Genomic DNA, 17552 nt, shown 5'->3' with positions numbered 1-17552 from the left:
GTGGCGTTGGCCGTGATCTTCTTGGTCAGGAAGCCGTCTGCATTGTATTCATACTGCGTGTCGCCGGCACGGAGCAGGCGGTCAGAAGTGGGTGCGCATTTCTGGACAGGTCTGTACGGTGAGAAGTGGCCCCGGAAAACCGGGCCACACGAATAATCCGGAGCGGAACCTCGGGAGTGCTTGATGCACTGGTCCTTGTTTTTGCCATGACGGTCTATGCAATGCCCGGAGACCGGGAGCGATTCCTTGCGGCAGCATGAATGGTTATGTAGCCAAGCCTGTACCGGTGGAAGAGTTCAAGAAAGCGCTTGAGCGGGCGATGGATGGCAATCGGCAAGGGAACTGAGTAGTAGCTTGCTTGTCCGCCCATTCATCCACCCGCATATAATCAGGTTTTTCCCCCTCTTGAATAAACTGTTTTGATAGGCGACTTATCTTGCAAGAGGGGGGGCTTCATGAATGGTGTCTCGCGCTTCAGGGTTACTCCTCTTATTCAAAACCGGAGGCTGCAGTGAGACCAGCGACGCACTATGTTGGAATCGGGGCCTCTGCTGGGGGACTGGAAGCCATCGAGGCTTTTTTCAAGAACATGCCCCCAACGTGCGGGCTTGGATTCATCGTTGTCCAGCATCTTTCCCCCGATTATAAAAGTCTCATGGTAGAGTTGCTTTCAAAGCGTACGGATATGCCTGTGTATCGTGCCGAGGAGGGCATGACCGTTGAGGCGGACTCCATCTACCTCATCCCGCCCAAGAAAAACCTGACCATCTTCCATGGCAAATTACTTCTGAATGATCAGGATTATTCGAGAGGCATCAATTTACCCATTGATGTGTTTTTACGATCCCTGGCGGAAGACCAGGGAGAGAAAGCCGTGGGCGTGATTCTCTCCGGCACAGGAAGCGATGGCATGCGTGGGGTGCGCGCCATCAAGGAAAACGGGGGGATGGTCATGGTCCAGAACGAGGAATCCGCCAAGTTTGACGGCATGCCTCGTTCGGCCATCTCCACAGGCTTGGCGGATTTCATTCTCCCTCCCGACAAGATGCCCCAGCAACTGCTCTCCTTTGCCAAGCATCCCTATGTGGTCAACAAGGGCGACACCGCAGAGCCTTTTGCCACGGAAGGAGATGACCTGAGCCGCATCTTTGCCATTATCCGCGACAAGACCAAGGTTGACTTTACGTTCTACAAGCCAAGCACCGTCAACCGCAGAATTGAACGCCGCATGACGGTGAATCAGATCTCTGACATAAAAGACTACCTTTCATTTCTTCAGAGCTATCCAGGGGAGGCTGTGGCCCTGTATCGCGAGTTGCTGATTGGTGTGACCAGCTTCTTTCGCGATGCTGAGGCATTCGAGTTCCTTGGCAACGAATGCATGCCGAAAATCCTGGAGAAGACGGACCGGGAAATACGTTTGTGGACCACAGGCTGCTCCACCGGAGAGGAGGCCTATTCCTTGGCCATCCTCATCCGCGAGGCCATGGAAAGCATGGGCCAGTTTCATGACGTCAAGATATTCGCCACAGACATTGACAAAGACGCCGTCCATGTTGCTGCGGCAGGGAGCTACCCGGAATCCATCGCGGCGGACATAGACCCCAGGCTCCTGGCAAAATACTTTTACCGCAGGGGCGAATTCTTCCAGGTTGCCCGCACCATTAGGGAAATGGTTGTCTTTGCCCAGCACAACATCGTCAAGGACCCGCCCTTTACAAATATCGACCTGCTCAGCTGCCGAAACCTGCTTATTTACCTCCAGCCTGTCCTGCAGCACAAAGCCATGGAGCTCTTCAATTTTTCATTGAAAGCTGAAGGATATCTCTTTCTTGGCTCCAGCGAAACCACCGGAGAAATGGCTGAATATTTTGAACCTGTGCATCAAAAGTACAAAATCTACAGGTCGCGCGGACGACACAAACAAATCACGGACAGCGACAAGCTGATCGTCGCCTCCGAGGCCCGACATCTGGGGAGAATGGCGAAATTCACCGGACTCAGACGGGCCTTGAAGGCCAGCGACGACGAACGCATTCTGGAGCGACTCCTTGAAACGCTGGCTGGGGATTATGTGCCGCTTGCTGTGGTGGCCAACGAGCAGTTGGAAGTGTTGCACGTGCTTGGCGACAGCTCGGGTTTTTTCAAACTGCCCTCGGGGCGCACCGTGAACGACATCTCAAAAATGGCCACCAAGGAACTGGCCATTCCCCTCTCCACAGGCATCCAGAAAGTCCTGCGCACTGGCAAGGAGCTGCGATATTCCAACATCCGGCCCCGTGCCAGCGATACGGCCAAATCCATCAACATACGAATCAAGCTTCTCCCGACCAACAAGAGCCAAGATCCCTTGGTCGCAGTGTTTCTTGAGGAAGTGACGGTGGCAAGGGACGCGCCCGCAGATGTGATGTCCTTCGACATGAGCAGAGAGACGGAACAGCATATCCGTGACCTTGAACATGATCTGCAGTTCACACGTGAGAACCTCCAGGCCACCATCGAGGAACTTGAAACGTCCAACGAGGAGCTTCAGGCAACAAACGAAGAGCTTCTTGCAAGCAATGAGGAGTTGCAATCCACAAACGAAGAGCTTCAGTCCACCAACGAGGAGCTTTATACAGTCAATGCCGAGCATCAAAGCAAGATAATTGAATTGACAGAGTTGCACAACGACATCAACAATATCCTCACCAGCACGCAGATTGGCTTGCTCATGCTTGACGAGAACCTGGTCATACGTCGCTCATCGCCCCAGGTCCGTACGATTTTCAACATCCTGGAGCAGGACACAGGCAGGCCCTTCAACCATCTTGCCCATACCTTGATCAATGTCGATCTCTTGGCAATGGTTCGAGACGTCCAAAGGACCGGCAAGTCCCTGGGCAAAGAGGTCCGCACTGAGGACGGCAAGTGGTTCCTCATGCGCGTGCTGCCATACACTGTTGGGCCCAAGACATTCTCGGGAACGGTGATTTCCTTCGTGGACATCACCGCCATGCGCCAGGCGCAATCGATCCTTGAGGACACCCGCAAGACCACCGCCGAAATATTGCGGTTCATGCCCTCGGGCCTCTTTCTCTATAAACTGGAGGACGACGGCCGTCTGGTGCTCCTGGATGGAAATCACGAGGCGGAGCAACTGACAGGAATTAAAATCCGCGATTGGCTGGGCAAGGAGTTTGACGAAATTTGGCCCAAAGCCAAGAAGCAGGGACTGACCGAAAAGTTTCTTCAGGTGCTTCGGAACAGCGAGGCCTTGCACTCCGAGGAATATGCCTACAACGACGGGAGCACTTCCGGGATATTCAATATTACCGCCTTCCCGTTGACCCAGCGGCGACTGGCTGTGGCCTTTGAGAATATCACCAGCAGGCTTCGCCTGGAGGAAGACCTGCGACTCAGCGAGGCGCGCTACACCAAGCTGTTCGAAAACATGACGCAGGGAGTGGTGTACCAGAATGCCGACGGGTCGATAATCGATGCCAATCCTGCGGCTCAACGTATTCTTGGTCTCACAAGGGATCAGCTCTTGGGGAGATCCTCCTTCGATCCTCGCTGGAAGGCGATTCGGGAAGATGGATCCCCGCTCCCCGGGGAGGAACATCCGGCCATGGTTGCCTTGCACACAGGCATGGAGGTGCAGAAGGTAATCATGGGCGTGTTCCATCCCGAGCGTGGTGAAACCAATTGGGTATTGGTCAGTGCTGTGCCTCAATTCCGCCAAGGCCAGGAACAGCCCTGTCGGGTGTTCACTACGTTTGAAGACATCACGGAAAGCATTCGCAGTGAAAAGGAGCTTGAAGCCGCCCGAAAAAGGTTGGATGCGGACTATGCCGCGGCAGGGTTGGCCTGGTGGGACTGGGATGTCAGGAGCAATAAGTTGGTGGCCAGTCCGCTCAAATCGTCCATGCTTGGCTATGCCCCTGATGAAATCGGCAGTGAGGTGAACGACTGGCTTGCTTTGATCCACCCCGAGGACAGGGACAAGGCCATGGAGGCCATGCAGTCACTTCTTGAAGGGAAGGGCAATGACTATCATTTACGCTATCGAATGCGCGCCAGGAGTGGGAACTACATCTTGCTGGAGGAAACCGCCCGTTTAGATCAGACCGCCGACGATGGTACGCCGGTCAGCATTGTAGGTACCGTGCGAAGAGTGTCCGAGGAGGTGTGAGTCGCGATGAAAAAGAACAAGCAGTACATGGAAGAGCTGAGGAAGAAGGCGGAATCAATAAAGAAATCAATTGCTACGAACAAAATCGAATACGACGCCTCAGAGTCGAAAAAAATAATACATGATCTTCAGACGTATCAAATAGAGCTTGAGCTACAGAATGAGGATCTTCGCAATACCCAGCAAGAGCTGGAACGTACGCGAAGCATGTTTTCACGTCTTTTTGACAATGCTCCAGTTGGCTACATCACTATCGACGAGTTCGGAATAATCCACCAAGCCAATCAGACCTTCGCGGAATTGGTGGCCATGCCTCACGGATCCTTGCTGCGCAAGCCATTTTCAAGATTCATCCTTGATGAAGACAGCCCCATCTTTCTCTCTCGGTTCAGAGCCTTTTTCAGCAAGCCGGGAGGCAAGACCATGGACGTGCGCCTGTCCAGGGCCACGTCCTTTTTTTTTTGCCAGGCTTGAGGGACGTGTGGATGATCTTCCATGTCCCAGTACAGAAAGCCATGAACAGCGACTCTTGCTAATTGTAAGCAACATTAGTGAACAGAAGCAGGCGCAACAAGCGCTTGAGCGAGCCAATCAGCGCCTGAACGAAGCACAGACCCTGGGCAGGCTCGGCGATTGGGATTGGGACCCGGCGACAGACACGGTGACTTGGTCTGACAATCTGTTTTGCATCCTTGGCTTGGACCCAGAAGGCCCTCCGCCAGGATATCAGGGGCAATTGCAGCTTTATCATCCCAAAAGTGCGGAGCGACTCCATCTGGCAGTGAGCCAGGCCCTGGAACACGGTACTCCCTATGAACTGGAATTGGTTCGAACCAAGCCGGATGGGCAGGAAATTCATGTTCTGGCAAGGGGCATGGCCGAAGAAGAAGGAGAAAGGGGCGTTCGGCGTCTTTACGGTTCGGTTCTGGATATCACGGAACGAAAGAAAGCTGAAATTGATCTGCGTAATGCCCTAAATCGGCTCTCATTTCACGTAAGCAACTCGCCGCTGGCTGTGATTGAATGGCAAGAGGGCAAGTACATCACAAGCTGGTCTAAGCAAGCCGAGGCCATCTTCGGCTGGACCGCGGATGAAGTGATGGGAAAAAACTGGGGGGATTTCCCGATAGTGCATCCCGAGGACCAGGATATTGTCCAGAGGCAGGTGAGCCGTCTCTTTGCTTGTGCGGAGTCCTCGAATATTTGCAAGAATCGTAACCTTCGGAAAGATGGAAGCGTATTGCATTGTATGTGGTACAATTCCATATTGCGAGAAGAATACAATGGAGCTGTATCAATATTGTCACTGGTGTCAGATGTAAGCGAACTCACAGAAACAATTGAAAGGTTACTGATTACAAAGGCTGTCGCAGAGGCTGCAACAAAGGCCAAAAGTGAATTTCTGGCTAACATGAGCCATGAAATCCGCACGCCACTCAACGGCATCATGGGAATGCTCCAGCTTTTGCAGACGACCACCATTGATGCCGAGCAGGCAGAATACGTGACAACGGCCGTACAGTCTTCCCGGCGTCTGACCCGACTGCTTTCGGATATCCTCGACCTCTCCCGCGTGGAGGCCGGCAAGATGGATATCGTCATGCAGTCTTTCGACTTCAATGACGCTATGGAGGCCGTTATTCATCTCTTCGTGCCCACAGCTGTGCAGAAACAACTGCGCCTCAGCATGCACATCAATCCCGCCATTCCGTCCCGACTGGTGGGCGATGCCGCTCGGCTGCAACAGGTGCTCAGCAATCTGATCGGCAACGCCCTCAAGTTTACCAACGCAGGGTCCGTCCTGGTCGAGGCCCACCCGCTGCCCGCCAGAAACGCGGAGGAATACCGCGTGTTTTTCACGGTGACCGATACGGGAATAGGCATTCCCGACGACAAACTGGGCTTGCTGTTCAAACCGTTTACCCAGGTCGGCCAGGGCTACCAGCGGGAGTTTCAGGGAGCAGGGCTTGGCCTTTCGATTTGCAGGCGACTTGTGGAACTCATGGGCGGGAATATCTCCATCGAAAGCGAGCCAAATGAAGGGACCTCCTTCAACTTCTGCATCACATTCGGCGTCGCAGCGCAGGTTGGCTATGAGCTCGCTATGAAGACAACCCTGGAGGACGAGCGCAGGCTCTCGATCCTCGTGGCAGAGGACGATCCGGTCAATCGGGTTTTCACGGTGCGGATGGCGGAAAAGCTCGGGCACAGGGTGGTTGCCGTTGTCAATGGGCAGGAAGTCCTGGAGGCTCTGGGGACTGACGAATTTGACCTCATCCTGATGGATATCCAAATGCCCGCCATGGACGGCGTTGAGGCCACCCAGCGCATCAGGGCAGGAGAGGCCGGCAAAGACAAAGCCTGTATCCCGATTGTCGCTCTCACGGCCTACTCCATGGCGGGTGATCGGGAGCGTTTCCTGGCAGCAGGCATGAGTGGCTACCTGGCAAAACCAGTGGAATTGGAGGCACTCCAAGAATCGATACGCCATGCAAAGGGGATCAATAACCGTACTACAAACGCTTCTGGATGCCTATCGTCAGGCGTCTGATATCGCACGAAAAAGTAATTAATCACTGATCGTTGTTGGCTTGAGCAGAGCACGAAGTCCTCAAAATTTACAGTAAAGTCAAGGAGCGTCCAGGATGGCCATCGACCCCTCTCCCATTGCTGGCGAGACCACACTCTCCAAATGCCTGACCGGCATCCAGGGGCTGGACGAGATAACCGGTGGTGGCCTGCCCAAGGGTCGCCCCATCCTGGTCTGCGGCGGGCCGGGCTGCGGCAAAACGCTACTCGGCATGGAGTTCCTTGTCCGTGGGGCCAGGGAATTTGGCGAGCACGGCGTGTTCGTCACCTTTGAGGAGCGCCCAGAAGAGCTGGCCCAGAACGTGGCTACCTTCGGCTGGAACCTGAAGGAATTGGAAACCAAGGGCAAACTTGTCATTGAGCATATCCGGGTGGAGCGTAGCGAGATTGAGGAAACCGGAGAATACGACTTGGAGGGGCTGTTCATCCGCCTGGGCGCGGCCGTGGCCGCCGTAGGAGCCAAGCGCATCGTGCTGGACACGGTGGAGTCCTTGTTCGCAGCCCTGCCCAACGAACTGATCCTGCGGGCCGAACTGAGACGGCTTTTTGGCTGGTGCAAGGACAAGGGGTTGACCGCAATCATCACCGGGGAGCGCGGGGACAAGACCCTCACCCGGCACGGCCTGGAAGAGTATGTGTCCGACTGCGTGGTGGACCTGAACATCCGCGTAAAAGATGACATCGCCACCCGCAGACTGCGCATCGTCAAATACCGGGGAAGCATGCACTGCACTAACGAGTACCCCTTCCTCATCGGCTCGGAGGGGTTCTCGGTAATGCCCATCACTTCCATCAGCCTGGATTACGCCACCTCAAACGAGAGGGTTTTGACCGGGGTGGAGCGCTTGGACGCCATGCTCGACGGCCGCGGGTACTATCAGGGCTCAAGCATCCTCATCTCCGGCTCGGCGGGCACGGGCAAATCGAGCTTGGCCGCCGCCTTAGCCAAATCGACGTGCTCCTTGGGAGGCAAGTGTTTGTACTTCGCTTTCGAGGAACCGGTCAGCCAGATCATCCGCAACATGGACTCCATCGGCATGGACCTGGGCAAATGGATGGACGCGGGCCTTCTCAGGTTCCACGCGTCCAGGCCTACCAGTCATGGGATGGAGATGCACCTTTTGACCATGTACCACCTGGTCCGAGAGTTTAAACCCCAGGTGGTGATCATCGATCCCATCTCCAACCTCTCTTCCGTGGGCAACGAGGACGAGGTGAAATCGTTGTTGACCCGGTTCGTGGACTTCCTTAAGGGGCGCGGAGTCACCACCCTGTTCACCGACCTCACCTCTGGCATGAGCATGGGCGAGTACACCGAGGTGGCGATCTCCTCGCTCATGGACACCTGGATTCTGTTGCGCAACATCGAGACCAACGGGGAGCGCAACAGGGCCTTGTTCGTGCTCAAGTCCAGGGGCATGGAGCACTCCAACCAGGTGCGGGAGCTCATCCTCTCAAGCCAAGGGCTGGATCTGGCCGACGTCTATCTTGGAACCGAGGGAGTGCTCATGGGCTCGGCCAGGGCCACTCAGGAAGCTCGGGAGCGCGAAGACTCCTTGCGGCGCGTCCAGGAGCTGAAAAACCAGAAGCGCACCCTGCTGGCCAAACGGGTCAGCCTTGAGTCGCAGATTGCCTCGATTAGGCAGGAGTTGGTCTCCATGGAAGCAGAGATGGAGGCGGTCGAAGCCGCTGGCAAGGCCCAGCTTGAAGCCGTGGCCATGTACCGCGATGAGATGGCCCGCATCCGCAAGGCTGACTGAATTTTGATAACCACTTTGAGCAGGCATAGATACAATGACAGATAAGAATTTCGTCCGTCCCGTGGAGAACTCAGAAGCCGGAAATATCTGGAGGCTGCGCCTGTACGTGGCCGGACAGACCCCCAAGTCCCTGAAAGCCTTTGCCAACCTGAAGAAGGTCTGTGAGGACCACCTCAAGGGCCGATACGAGATTGAGGTCATCGACCTCGTTGAAAACCCCAATTTGGCACGCGAAGACCAGATCGTGGCCATACCTACGCTTATTAGGAAGCTGCCCGAGCCAATCAAGAAGATCATAGGCACCCTTGCCGACACTGAGAAAGTCCTGGTTGGCTTGAACATTCTCGTGAGAACCGATTAACTTTAATACCTGGGCACGCTATGCATGAAGCGAAAAACTGGTCCGACGATTTCGAGAAGGCTCTAAAAGCTCACGACCAGCAGCAGTATGTCCTTCGCCTTTTTGTGGCCGGGATGACCCCCAGGTCCATGGAGGCCATTTCCTCCATAAAAGATATCTGCGAGGGACACCTCAAAGGCCGGTACGAAATAGATGTCGTCGACATTTACGAATACCCTGAGTTGGCCAAGGAGCAGCAGGTTCTGGCCGTCCCCACTCTCGTAAAGCTTCTGCCGCTCCCCTTGCGCAAGTTCATTGGCAGCTTGTCGGACGAGGAGCGCATTCTCAAGGGACTTGATATCCAGCCAAAAAAGTGAGCTCTGCAATGCCCACGGAGACCGACAAGCCACCTGAAGCTCTGGCACGGGAAAACGATGAACTGCGTGCCCGCTTAATAGAGGCCGAGGAAACCATCAGGGCCATAAGGCTCGGAGAAATTGACGCACTCGTCGTAACCGGCCCTAGAAACGACCAGGTTTTCATGCTCGAAGGCGCGGACCATGCCTACCGGGTGATGGTCGAACAGATGAACGAGTCTGCTGTAACCCTACGTACAGACGGCTTAGTGCTTTTCTGTAATTCGAATTTTTTCAATCTCCTGGAGTCCCCTGCGGAGCGCGTCCGAGGGAGATATTTCCAATCCTTCGTCTCGCCCGATGACCAGAAGCTGTTTGCCAGCCTCCTTGAGCAAGCCGCCAAGGACAGTGCCAAGGGTGAGGTTTTGCTCAAGGCGGCCAGTGGAAGGCAAATCCCGGTCCTTCTTTCTTTGAGAATCATGCGGACTGGTGGGCCTCCAAGTATCTCCATGCTGATCACTGACTTGAGCGAGCAAAAGAAGTCGGAAGCTCTGCGCCGGACAGCCAAGCGGCTTGCCGAGGCCCAGCGTATTGCCCAGGTCGGCGACTGGGCATGGGACCCGGAAGCCAACAAGGTGACGTGGTCGGATCAGATGTTCGAGATTCTCGGTATGGACCCGTCAGCGCCCGTGCCCGACTATGGCGGCCAACTCGCCCTCTACCACCCAGAAAGTGCTCAGCGGCTGAACGAGGCCGTGACCCAGGCGTTGGAGCGCGGTGGAGGCTACGAGTTGGAATTGAAACGCACCCGGCCCGATGGAAGTCAGGTGGATTTGCTCGTGCGCGGGATGACCGAACAAGACGAAAAGGGCTGTCCCCACTTTCTTTACGGCTCGGTGCAGGACATAACTAAACGCAAGCAGTCTGAAGAGGCGCTCCAGCGCAGCGAGGAGCGGTATCGATCCCTGTTCATGTCACAGCTTGATGCCTTCGCTCTGCATGAAATCATCCTCGACGACTCTGGCAAGCCGGTGGACTACCGGTTCCTGGCCGTCAACCCGGCCTTTGAAAAAATCACCGGCCTTGCAGCCGACAAGGTTCTAGGCCGAACAGTTACCGAGCTACTGCCGGATATCGAGCCCCATTGGATCGAGGCATACGGCAAGGTGGCCTTGAAAGGCGAAGCGCTGCAACTGGAGAACTTCAGCACCGACCTGGGCCGCCATTTTGAAGTCCAGGCCTATTGCCCGGAACGGGGCCAATTCGCCGTGGTTTTTCGGGATGTGACCCGAATGATTAACGACAGTGTCGCGCTTACCCTTGCAAAAGAGGCATCCGAAGCCGCCAACAAGGCTAAAAGCGAATTCCTGGCCAACATGAGTCACGAGATAAGGACACCGCTCAATGGCATCTTGGGAATGCTTCAGCTTCTGCAAACAACTCCGGTTGACGACGAACAGCATTTATACTTGCTACAAGCCGTACGGGCATCTCAACGTTTGACACGGCTTCTTTCGGATATTCTTGATCTTTCCCGGGTCGAGGCAGACATGTTGCACGTCGCCATGGATGCTTTTGACTTCAAAGACATCATGGATGCCGTAATTCAACTTTTTACACCCGTGGCGCATAAAAAGAATCTGAGCCTTGCGTGCCATATTAATCCAGACATACCCTCTGTATTGAGAGGCGATGCGGCGAGGTTGCAGCAGATACTTGGCAATCTGGTTGGAAACGCCATCAAGTTTACAGACAAAGGGTATGTCATGGTCGAGGCAAGCCCCTTGTCCCCTCGTAATCATGAAGAATACCGAGTGCTTTTTTCGGTAACAGATACAGGCATAGGCATTCAAGATGACAAACTTCATAAGCTCTTCAAGCCATTTACGCAAGTCAGCCAGGGGTACAGAAGAGACTATCAGGGCGCAGGTCTTGGGCTTTCGATATGCAAGCGCTTGGTTGATCTTATGGGAGGCAATATTGCTGTTGAGAGTGAAGTTGGTATTGGAACAACCTTTTATTTCAATGTCAAATTGAGTAACATTGATCCGCAAAATGAAGTCACCAGCACTGAACCATTCCGTGGTAGCGTTCTTCCTGGGACGCTATCCATCCTTTTGGCGGAAGATGAGCAGATTAATAGACTATTCACGGCGCGTCTTGCAGAGAAGCTCGGCTACAGGGTCGTTACGGTTAAAGACGGCAAGCAGGCACTGGACGCCCTGAAAAGTGGCGAGTTCGACGTTGTCCTGATGGATATTCAGATGCCAGTCATGGACGGCGTTGAGGCCACAGCGCGCATTAGAGCTGGTGAGGCTGGCAAGGACAAGGCCAGCATCCCTATCGTCGCCCTGACGGCCTACGCCATGGCCGGCGACAAGGAGAAATTCCTTGGCGCGGGCATGGACGGCTACCTGGCCAAGCCTATGGAGACGGAGGCGCTGCTCAAGGTTATTGAGGAAATCACGGCGAAGCGCCAAAGGTGACGTGATGATGGCCCCGTTGTCCGGCTTATGCCGGTGACTGTCAGCAGTGTTACGGCAAGGAGACCACCCTGGGCAGCGAATTGTTGCGCAGTCTGCTGTTGGTGGTGATCCGCAACGCCATTATCAACTCTGCCTAGCCCCCTGAACAACAATCCACGGGCCATGTTAAATCAGCGTCGCACTGTCGATGGCGCCGAGAATCCGGAATGCAATCTGCAACTCCCCTCGTGGCAGCTTGTCCGGGCCAGCACTGCAGCGCCAACCTATTTTTGTCCCGAAGAAATCACCTCTAGCCTACGCACGACACATTCCCCTTGCGATAATTCTGCCCCGTGGTGCTTGATGCCGGGGTGCCGGCACGAGGGTGGGAAGAGGCGCTGCAACAAGAAGCCGTGCGCTTCGTGTCGGCCTCAGAAATCAGGTTGATGCGACCTGCCGGCAGGTAACGGGCCTTTTCGCCTACCACGTCGAAAGGATGACTCGCGCCGCCCCGACCTCGGGCTGGCCGGACTGGCGCAGTGTTCGCACTCGACTGCAAACTCCTGTTCATCCCTCAGCCTTCCACAACGCCGCGGCCTCCAGGTCAAGTGCTGCCGCACCGGCGGGCTGGCAGCATGTTCCTGCCAAGCTCTGCCCGCGCCGCTTGCCTGGGGACAGGCGGGGGGGAGGGCTGTCTCGTACCCCCCGTGTCCACCCCGGTCATGGCGCCATGCAGCACCATCCAGGCGTACTCCATCATGCTGCGGTAATCGTTCTCGACATGCTATACTAGATGTTCATTGGAGTTTGCACTTGAATGCAAAAAGATGATTCAGCTGATTAAATTGATGCAATCGTGCTATGATTGGCTCTTCACGAGTGATTATCTTGATTCATAATAATGTGTGAAAAAATTAACACGTTGGAGTGGCAACATTTTTATCGTCGTTGTATCTTTTATGAGTGTATGATGACTTGCTTGATTTTCACTGATTTGCATATTGATGCACGCATATGATAATAAAATGAATCTGGATCAATCATTCAAACAAGGCATGCAAATAGTGGCGTAGGTAAATGATGAAGAGGAAAAAGTGCATGTTGGTGTTGTCAAATCAAAGAATGGTTACATTGCGCATGGGCTGTGTTGTTTCTCTGGCCACACCATGGGGAATGGGTGCGGGCAGGTCAGCTCGCTTCCCCTCATTTCTAGGGAACCAACAACACTTTGATGTCGCAAACGTTTGTGTTGGTGGGGCCGGTTTTCAGCAGTTCGTCCAGGGCTTCGAAGTAGTGGTAGGAGTTGTTCGCTGCCAGGAAAGACGCAGGCTCAAGTCCGGCGGCACGGCCCCGTTTCAGGATGTCCATGGAGGCGAAGGCTCCCGTCGCGTCCGTTGGGCCGTCGCTGCCATCGGTGGAGGCCGCCAGGAAGAGGCTGTCACCGGCGTCCTTGGGAGAGCGCGCCAAGCCAGCCAAGTAGGCCAGGGCCATCTCCTGGTTGCGTCCGCCCTTGCCTGAGCCGCGCAGGGTAACCGTGGTCTCTCCCCCGGCGATGAGGCATGCGGGACGTTTGACCGGGATCGCATTGACTGCGATGTCCTTGGCGATGCCACAAAACAGGCTGGCCATCTCACGCGCCTCGCCTGTCAGGTGGGAGGTGAGCAGCATGGTATTGTAGCCCAGACGGCGCGCTTCGTCCTGGGCGGCCAGAAGGGCCTGGTAGTTGGTGCCGATGAGCACCGTCCGCGTCTGGTCGAAAGCCTTGTCTCCGGCCTTTGGGGTGTCCGGTTCGAAGCCCTTTGCTCCTGCGCGAAGCAGGTCTTCGGCGGTCTGGGGAATCTTCCCGGCCAAGCCATAGCGCTCTATCACCCCCACGGCATCGACGCAGGTAGTGGAATCGGGCACTGTGAGCCCGCTGGCGATGGCGTCCAGGTCATCGCCGATGACATCGGAGAGAATGAGGCTTAAGCACTGTGCCGGGGCAATGGCCTTTGCAAGCCTGCCGCCCTTTATACTTGAAAGTTTCTTGCGGACACAGTTGACTTCCTGGATGGTGGCCCCGCAGGCCAGGAGTTCCTTGGTAACTCCTTGCTTGTCCGCCAGCGACAGGGTGCCGGTCTCGCCGTTTAACGGCGCGGCCAGGATGGCGGAGCCTCCGCCCGACACCAGCACGATGACCAGGTCGTTCTCGCCCGCGTTGGCGGCTTCCTCCAGCACGGCCCTAGCCGCCTTGGTGCTTCGCTCGTCGGGTACCGGGTGAGAGGCCTCGACCAGGCGAATACTAGAGAGGAATTCCAGGTGTCCTTCTTTCACCGCCACCAGACCGGAATGGATGCGATTGCCCAGGACGCGCTCCAGGCCAAGGGCCATGCGTGCAGAGGCCTTGCCCGCTCCCAGCACCAGGATTCGTTCGAAGCGTGAAAGGTCAAGGCTGAAGCGCTCCGTCTCCGTGGCCAGGGTCAGGGTGTCTCCTGACAAGGACAACAAGCGTTCCATCATGGCCAGGGGGTCAACGCGGGCAAGTCCTGCCCGAAAAATGGCCTCCGCGTGGGAATGGATTTCAACGCTCATGCTCACCTCCCTCAACCTCTCATTGTTTAGCACCAGCATCGATTGCAATCGGCTGCAAACGCAGCCATGCCCGAGCGGCCACAATAACCTCTAGCGCGCCCCAGCTTTCCCGCCACTTGCGTGGAGGCCTCCAGCCGGTTGTATTGCACCGTCCAGAGGTCGGTGAAGATCATCTCTCCAAGGTAACCTTCCCAGCATGAAAGTGCCCAGGTAAGGCACCCATGGAGGCTGTCCCCGGTCCGGGTCAAAAGCATCGAGGTGAAGGCCACCAACGGGATGGACCGTCCCAGGCCGAAGATCTGCATGAACGAGTCGCTTCTGGAAGCCACGGCAAGGTTGCTTTCCGTGGAGATCACTTGGTCGGCCACGATGATGGTTGTCAAGGCCTGGAACAGGGGCGTGCATTTTCGCCGGCAGTTGCTCTGCGGGCATCCAGCCACCAGGAGCATGACGCCGATCAAGGATATGAGCATCTCGCAGATGCGTTTCACGTACGGCATGTCCATGAGTTTTGCGGAGAAGACGGTCAGCGCGACCCGCAGGAAGACCGCCGCACCGGTGCCCACCGCGATGGCGATGGCCACCGCTTTGTCTCCGGCCAGCGCTAGGTCGATGAGGATGCTGCTGCCCCCTTTGAGGGCATCTGCTCATCTGCCCCTTGCTCTTGAAGGACATTGGCGTGAAAGGGGCAGAGCAGACGTTCACAGTTATCTAACCACCTTCATACACATTGTTTTCTTCGGTCTCGACGTTTAAGTAATGCCGCAGGGGTCAGGTAAGATCTGGGCCTTTAAACTTTGTCTCTATTCCGGCCACGCTGCTCGTCTTGCAACAGATATCAGCGTCGCACCTCCACCTTGGCCAACTTTTCCCAATAGCGGATAAGCGCCCCGTGGTCGGCGTCGCCCAGGCCGTCCGCCTTGAGCGCCTGCATGATCTCCATCACTTGAGATGTCAGTGGCAGGCTGACGTTTAGTTCGTGAGACGTCTCAAGCACGTTGCCAATATCTTTGGCGTGCAGGTTGATGCGGAATCCCGGTGCGAACTTTCCGTCCATAACCAGAGGCGCCTTGGCATCAAGCACCGTGCTTCCAGCAAGCCCCCCCCGAATGGCCTGATAGACAAGCTCCGGTTCGGCCCCGGCCTTGGTGGCCAGCACCAACGCCTCAGACATAGCACAGATGTTCAAGGCCACTACGATCTGGTTGGCAAGCTTGGCCACGTTCCCTGCTCCCAACTCGCCCACGCGCACAACTGAGGCCGCCATGGCCTTAAATACCGTCAGACACTGGTCGAAATCGGCTTGTGCACCACCGACCATCACGGCCAGCGTTCCTTCGATAGCTTTGGGTTCGCCGCCGCTTACAGGTGCGTCCAGCATACGGATGCCCTTCGGGGCCAGTTCGGCGGCTATTTCCCGGCTGGCCAGGGGCGCGATGGAACTCATGTCCGCCAGGATAAGCCCTGGCCTCCCCCCGTGGGCCACGCCATCTTCGTCCAATACGACCTCGCGCACCTGGGGCGAGTTGGGCAACATGGTGATAACCATGTCCGAGGATTCGGCCACCGCCTTTGGGGAATTTGCCGCCTTGGCGCCGGCGGCAACTATGGGTTCCACATTAGATGCCGACCGGCTGAACACCGTCAGTTCAAACCCGGCCTTGAGCAAGTTTTTGCACATGGGCTTGCCCATGACACCAAGTCCGATGAATCCTATGCGTTTCATGTCGTGCTCCTGTCGATGGTTTTCAATTGTTCCGGCAAGCTTCGCGTCCACGGGAGTCAGGCTCGAAGCCCCATCCTGTGTATCCACTCCAGGGAGGCGCGGGTGTCCGGTGTTGGAACGTATTCCAGGCCGATGTGCCCCTGGTAGCCTAGGCGGTCGATCTCGTTAAAAAGGAATGGGAAGTTGATCTCACCAGTTCCAGGCTGATGGCGCCCGGGGTTGTCTGCAACCTGGATGTGCCCGATGCGTGCGATATTAGCTCTCAAGGTGCCGGTCAGTTCGCCTTCCTCCCGCTGTGCGTGGTAGACGTCGTACTGCATCAATAGATTTGGAGCGTTCACCGCGTCGAGAAGCCTTAGGGTCTGCCCGGAGCCGTGCAGGAAAAAACCTGGGATGTCCTTGCGGTTGATGAACTCCACCAGCAACGTGCAGCCGACTTTTGCAAGCTCACCCGCCGCGAGTCGTAGGTTATCCACCAAGGCATTCCAGGCTTGGTTCTCATCCACGTTGGCTGGGAGTTTTCCGGCAAGGCAGTTCAAGCGTGGAGTGCCAAGGGCCTTTGCGTATGCCACTGCTTGGGCTACCCCAGCGCGGAACTCTTCCACGCGGGCGGGGTCGCAGGCAATGCCTCGGTCTCCGTCGGCCCAATTTCCGGCTGGTAGGTTAAAGAGCACCTGCATTAGCCCATTCTCAGTCAGCAGCCGTCTGAGCATCTCTGGTTCGTACTCGTAGGGAAATAGATACTCCACGGCACTGAACCCCATCTCAGCCGCGGCGGTAAAACGCTCAGGAAACGGCAGGTCTGTAAATAGCATTGAGAGATTGGCTGAAAATTTCGGCATGTTATTCCTGTATGTTATCTGTTTGTTGTGTTTCTGTATTCATCAGCCTCGCGGCGCAGGGCGTCCAAGGACTTCATGATATGGCGGCGCATGGCCTCGCCACAGGCAGCCGCGTCGCCGCACTCAAGTGCGTCGATGATCGACAGATGATCTGGAATGGTGTCGTCCCAAGGTCTGGGGTTTCCCTGCAGATACAACGAGGCCATCATGTTCACAGGGGCCAGAGCCGCACGCAGATAGGGGTTGCCCGCAAGCTCTGCCAGTCGCCAGTGAAAGCGCCGGTCATGGTCGATGAACAGTGCGTGAGATGCCGGGGTGTCCGCAATATCCGCCATGCCGCGCCACTGGATCCGCATGGCTCGCGCTTCGTCCGCCCCGATGCGGACCGCGGCCAATTCGGCTGCCAGGGGTTCCAAACGCTCACGCAGTTCGTAAAGGTGGACAAGTTCCTCCGGGTCAAGAGAGCGTACATAGATGCCTCGGCGGGGAACCCATTCCAGCAGCCCTTCCTGGGTCAGGCGCTTAAGGGCGCTGATCAGTGGCGTGCGGCTGATGGCTAGCTGTGCGGCAAGTTCCTCCTGAATGATGCGCTGCCCGGGCGTGAGAGTTCCCCGTGCGATCATGTCCCTGATGCGCAGGCAGACCTTGTCGTCAAGGTTCTCGTGCTGGATCGGGATCGTCTCTGAAGTGGATAAATCCTTTTCAGGTGTGTGCTTCTTGCTCATGCAA

At 56.0% G+C, this 17552-nt stretch carries 12 protein-coding genes; 7 read left to right on the top strand and 5 right to left on the bottom strand.

Features of this window, described 5'->3' with window-relative positions:
* Positions 1 to 511: 511 nt before the first annotated feature.
* From DGI_RS11220 to DGI_RS17315, 7 genes are all read left to right on the top strand, one after another.
* Positions 512 to 4174 (top strand): chemotaxis protein CheB, encoded by a 3663-nt coding sequence (locus DGI_RS11220; RefSeq protein WP_021761166.1) that lies wholly within the window; start codon positions 512 to 514, stop codon positions 4172 to 4174.
* A gap of 6 nt (positions 4175 to 4180) precedes the next feature.
* Positions 4181 to 4648, top strand: a complete 468-nt coding sequence (locus DGI_RS11215; RefSeq protein WP_021761165.1) for a PAS domain-containing protein — start codon at positions 4181 to 4183, stop codon at positions 4646 to 4648.
* A gap of 7 nt (positions 4649 to 4655) precedes the next feature.
* Entirely contained in the window at positions 4656 to 6725 is a 2070-nt protein-coding gene (locus DGI_RS11205; protein WP_158407324.1) for a hybrid sensor histidine kinase/response regulator, read from the top strand.
* Between the two features lie 94 nt (positions 6726 to 6819).
* Positions 6820 to 8523 (top strand): circadian clock protein KaiC, encoded by a 1704-nt coding sequence (gene kaiC, locus DGI_RS11200; protein ID WP_021761163.1) that lies wholly within the window; start codon positions 6820 to 6822, stop codon positions 8521 to 8523.
* 34 nt (positions 8524 to 8557) lie between these two features.
* A complete protein-coding gene (locus tag DGI_RS11195) occupies positions 8558 to 8884 on the top strand; it encodes a circadian clock KaiB family protein (RefSeq protein ID WP_021761162.1) in 327 nt (108 codons plus the stop codon).
* Positions 8885 to 8904: 20 nt separating this feature from the next.
* The gene (locus DGI_RS11190; protein WP_021761161.1) at positions 8905 to 9240 is read left to right on the top strand and encodes a circadian clock KaiB family protein; all 336 of its coding nucleotides are present in this window, start codon (positions 8905 to 8907) and stop codon (positions 9238 to 9240) included.
* An 8-nt stretch (positions 9241 to 9248) separates the two neighbouring features.
* Positions 9249 to 11705 (top strand): PAS domain S-box protein, encoded by a 2457-nt coding sequence (locus DGI_RS17315; RefSeq protein ID WP_021761160.1) that lies wholly within the window; start codon positions 9249 to 9251, stop codon positions 11703 to 11705.
* Between the two features lie 1188 nt (positions 11706 to 12893).
* Here the strand turns inward: DGI_RS17315 and DGI_RS11180 are convergent.
* The 5 genes from DGI_RS11180 to DGI_RS11160 all read right to left on the bottom strand — a co-directional run bounded on the left by DGI_RS11180 (position 12894) and on the right by DGI_RS11160 (position 17548).
* Entirely contained in the window at positions 12894 to 14255 is a 1362-nt protein-coding gene (locus tag DGI_RS11180; RefSeq protein WP_021761159.1) for a glycerate kinase type-2 family protein, read from the bottom strand.
* Positions 14256 to 14281: 26 nt separating this feature from the next.
* Positions 14282 to 14839 (bottom strand): TerC family protein, encoded by a 558-nt coding sequence (locus tag DGI_RS17310; protein ID WP_051286711.1) that lies wholly within the window; start codon positions 14837 to 14839, stop codon positions 14282 to 14284.
* A 254-nt stretch (positions 14840 to 15093) separates the two neighbouring features.
* Positions 15094 to 16008 carry a 2-hydroxy-3-oxopropionate reductase gene (gene garR / locus DGI_RS11170; RefSeq protein WP_268741856.1) on the bottom strand — a complete coding sequence of 305 codons (915 nt, stop codon included), beginning with the start codon at positions 16006 to 16008 and terminating at the stop codon, positions 15094 to 15096.
* 29 nt (positions 16009 to 16037) lie between these two features.
* Positions 16038 to 16823 carry a hydroxypyruvate isomerase gene (hyi, locus tag DGI_RS11165; RefSeq protein ID WP_021761157.1) on the bottom strand — a complete coding sequence of 262 codons (786 nt, stop codon included), beginning with the start codon at positions 16821 to 16823 and terminating at the stop codon, positions 16038 to 16040.
* Positions 16824 to 16837: 14 nt separating this feature from the next.
* A complete protein-coding gene (locus DGI_RS11160; RefSeq protein WP_144284174.1) occupies positions 16838 to 17548 on the bottom strand; it encodes a GntR family transcriptional regulator in 711 nt (236 codons plus the stop codon).
* Between the last annotated feature and the right edge of the window lie 4 nt (positions 17549 to 17552).

This window comes from Megalodesulfovibrio gigas DSM 1382 = ATCC 19364, assembly GCF_000468495.1.
Lineage (GTDB): Bacteria > Desulfobacterota > Desulfovibrionia > Desulfovibrionales > Desulfovibrionaceae > Megalodesulfovibrio > Megalodesulfovibrio gigas.
This window is presented reverse-complemented; position numbering and strand designations above follow the sequence as displayed.

Excerpts from the sequence above, each read along its gene's own strand:
- kaiC (WP_021761163.1), top strand. The coding sequence starts at position 6,820 with ATGGCCATCGACCCCTCTCCCATTGCTGGCGAGACCACACTCTCCAAA.
- DGI_RS11190 (WP_021761161.1), top strand. The coding sequence starts at position 8,905 with ATGCATGAAGCGAAAAACTGGTCCGACGATTTCGAGAAGGCTCTAAAA.
- DGI_RS17315 (WP_021761160.1), top strand. The coding sequence starts at position 9,249 with ATGCCCACGGAGACCGACAAGCCACCTGAAGCTCTGGCACGGGAAAAC.
- DGI_RS11160 (WP_144284174.1), bottom strand. The coding sequence starts at position 17,548 with ATGAGCAAGAAGCACACACCTGAAAAGGATTTATCCACTTCAGAGACG.
- DGI_RS11195 (WP_021761162.1), top strand. The coding sequence starts at position 8,558 with ATGACAGATAAGAATTTCGTCCGTCCCGTGGAGAACTCAGAAGCCGGA.
- DGI_RS11180 (WP_021761159.1), bottom strand. The coding sequence starts at position 14,255 with ATGAGCGTTGAAATCCATTCCCACGCGGAGGCCATTTTTCGGGCAGGA.
- hyi (WP_021761157.1), bottom strand. The coding sequence starts at position 16,823 with ATGCCGAAATTTTCAGCCAATCTCTCAATGCTATTTACAGACCTGCCG.
- DGI_RS11215 (WP_021761165.1), top strand. The coding sequence starts at position 4,181 with ATGAAAAAGAACAAGCAGTACATGGAAGAGCTGAGGAAGAAGGCGGAA.